The 3,176-nt window shown below is 73.7% G+C and carries 1 protein-coding gene; it reads right to left on the bottom strand.

Annotation, left to right across the window (positions count from 1 at the left end; translation table 11 throughout):
- The coding region (locus tag AB0E96_RS39990; protein ID WP_359831615.1) for a type I polyketide synthase at positions 1 to 3,176 on the bottom strand (3,176 nt) is incomplete at both ends.

Raw genomic sequence — 3,176 nt, 5'->3', positions numbered from 1 at the left:
GGTTCGCCGGAGGCGACGACGGCGCCCAGGATGTGGGGGAGGGTGGTGAGGTCGTCGAGGTCGGCGAGGGTGATGCGTCCGGGGTTCTCGGCCTGAGCGGCGCGGACGAGTCCCCAGATGGGGGCGCCGGCCAGATCGGTGATCTCGGGGTGGGCGACGGCGCCAGAGGTGACGACGACCAGGCGGGAGTCGGTGAAGCGGTCGTCGGCCAGCCACTCCTGGAGCGCGCCCAGGACCCGGCCGAGACCGGCCCGCACGCCGGCCGGTACGTCGCCGCTCCGCGGGGCGCACGGAAGGACGACGGTCTCCGGAACCTCGCCGGTTCCGCGCACTGCGTCCCACAAGGCCACCTCGGCGGGCATGCCGACGGCGGAGGACGCCGGCGAGGCCAGCGGGAGCCAGTCGATCCGGTGCAGCGCGCCACCGCCGCCGCCCAGGGCAGCCGGTGCGACCGGGCGGAGGCCGAGCGAACGGACGGACGCGACCGGCGTGCCCTCGGTGTCGGCCAGCGTGATCGACAGCGAGTCCTTGGTCGGGCGGGCCAGGTGGACCCGCAACGCGCCCAGTCCGGAACGTCGGACGCTGACGCCGGACCAGGAGAACGGCAGCAGCGTCCCGGTCTCCTCCTCGTCGGCGAGGATCACCGCGTGCATGGCGGCGTCGAACAGCGCCGGGTGGAGGCCGAAGCCGCCGGCCCGGGCGCGGGCGTCCTCGGGGAGCGCGACCTCGGCGAAGGTGTCGTCGCCCCGGCGCCAGGCGGCGGTCAGCCCCCGGAACTCCGGACCGTAGGCGTAGCCCTGGTCGTGCAGCAGCTCGTACGCGCCCTCCAGGGGCAACGGCTCGGCGCCGGCCGGGGGCCACTGGGCGAGGTCGGTGACGGTGTCCGCAGGCTCCGGCTTCTGGGAGAGCAGGCCCTGCGCGTGCAGGGTCCAGACGCCGGAGTCCTCGGCGCGGGAGTGGACGGTGACCGTGCGGTCGCCGTTCTCGTCGTCGCGGCCGACGGCGACCTGCACCTGCACCCCGCCCTGGTCGGGCAGCACGAGGGGCGAGTGGAGGTCGAGCTCGGCGAGAGCGGCGCAGGCGACCTGTCGGCCCGCGTGCAGGGCGAGTTCGACGAAACCGGTGCCGGGGAACAGGATCGCGTCGCCGATGCGGTGGTCGGCCAGCCAGGGCTGGGCCTCGACGGACAGGCGGCCCGTCAGCAGCGCACCGGAATCGGGCAGCGGGACGACGGCGCCCAGCAGCGGGTGGTCCGCCGCGTCGAGCCCGGCCGCCGCGACCTCCGAGGAGGCCGTGCCCATCCAGGGGGTGGCCGCCACATAGTCCTGGGTGGTCCACCAGTACGGCTCGTGCTGGAAGGGGTAGGTGGGCAGGTCGGTGTGCTGGGTGTGGAGGCCGGTGAAGGCGGTGGCCCAGTTCACGGGCACACCGGTGGTGTGGAGGGTGCCGAGGGCTGCGAGGAGGGTGGTGTTCTCGTCGCGGTCGCGGCGCTGGGTGGGGATGGCGGTGGTGTCTTCGGTCGTCTGCTGGGCCATGGCGGTGAGGACGGCGTCGGGGCCGATCTCCAGCAGGGTGGTGACGCCGTTGTCGGCAAGGGTCTGAACGGCGTCGGTGAAGCGGACGGCGGCGCGGACCTGGCGGATCCAGTAGACGGGGTTGGTGAGTTCGGTGGTGGTGAGGGTGCCGGTGACGGTGGAGACGACCGGGATGGTGGGCTCGTGGTAGGCCAACTGGGCTGCCACGGTGGCGTACTCGCGGAGCATGGGCTCCATGAGGGCGCTGTGGAAGGCGTGCGAGACGCGGAGCTTGGAGATGCGGCGGCCCTGGGTGGCGAAGCGCTCGGAGAGCGCCTCCACGGCGGTGGTCTCGCCCGAAATCACTATGGAACGCGGCCCGTTGAGGGCGGCGATGTCGACGCCCTCGGTCAGGTGCGGGGTGACCTCGTCCTCCGCCGCCTCGATGGCGGTCATGGCGCCGCCGGTGGGCAGGGCCTGCATCAGCTTGCCGCGTGCGGCGACGAGTCGGGCGGCGTCCGGCAGGGTCCAGACGCCGGCGACGTGGGCGGCGGCGAGTTCGCCGATGGAGTGTCCGGCGAGGTACTGCGGGCGCACGCCCCAGGAGTCGAGGAGGGCGAAGAGTGCGACCTCGACGGCGAAGAGGGCGGTCTGGGTGTAGGCGGTCTGGTCGAGGAGCTGGGCGTCCTCGCCCCAGACGACCTCGCGCAGGGGTCGGTCGAGCCACCGGTCGAGTTCGGCGCAGACTTGGTCGAAGCGGGCCGCGAACACGGGGTGGGTGTTGTACAACTCCTGTCCCATGCCGAGGCGCTGGGCGCCCTGGCCGGTGAACAGGAAGCCGGTGGTTCCGCCGGAGCGGGCCGGTCCGGTGAGCGGTTCGGTGCCGTCGGCGATGTGGTCGAGCGCGGTGAGCAGTTCCTCGCGTCCGGCGGCCGCGACGACCGCCCGGTGCTCGAAGCTCGCGCGGGCGGTGACCAGGGCGTGCGCGATGTCCGGCAGTGACGCGTCCGGGTGGGCGGTCAGGTGGGCGCGCAGGCGGGCGGCCTGCTCCCGCAGGGCTGCGGCGCTGCGGGCGGAGAGGGTGAACGGCAGTGCCGCGCGGGCGAGTTCGGGTGATCCGGTGTCCGCGACCGGGAGTCCCGGTGCCTCCTCGACGATGACGTGGGCGTTGGTGCCGCCGATCCCGAAGGAGGAGACACCGGCCCGGCGCGGCCGTTCACCGAGGGGCCATGCGCGCGGCTCGGTGAGCAGTTCGACGGCGCCGGCTTCCCAGTCGACCTTGGTCGATGGCTGCTCGGCGTGCAGGGTGCGGGGCATGACGCCGTGGCGCATGGCCTCGACGACCTTGATGACGCCCGCGACGCCGGCGGCGGCCTGGGTGTGGCCCATGTTGGACTTGATGGAGCCGAGGTGGAGGGGCTGGTCCGCGGGCCGGTCCTGGCCGTAGGTGGCGATGAGGGCCTGGGCCTCGATCGGGTCGCCGAGGGCGGTGCCGGTGCCGTGGGCCTCCACCAGGTCCACCTGGTCGGGCGAGAGTCCGGCATTGGCCAGCGCCTGGCGGATTACTCGTTGCTGGGAGGGGCCGTTGGGGGCGGTGAGGCCGTTGGAGGCGCCGTCCTGGTTGACGGCGGAGCCGCGTAGGACGGCGAGGACGGGGTGGTT

This window comes from Kitasatospora sp. NPDC036755 (assembly GCF_040636595.1).
Taxonomy (GTDB): domain Bacteria; phylum Actinomycetota; class Actinomycetes; order Streptomycetales; family Streptomycetaceae; genus Kitasatospora.
Note: the sequence above shows the minus strand (reverse complement) of the source record. Positions and strands in the feature narration are given on the sequence as shown.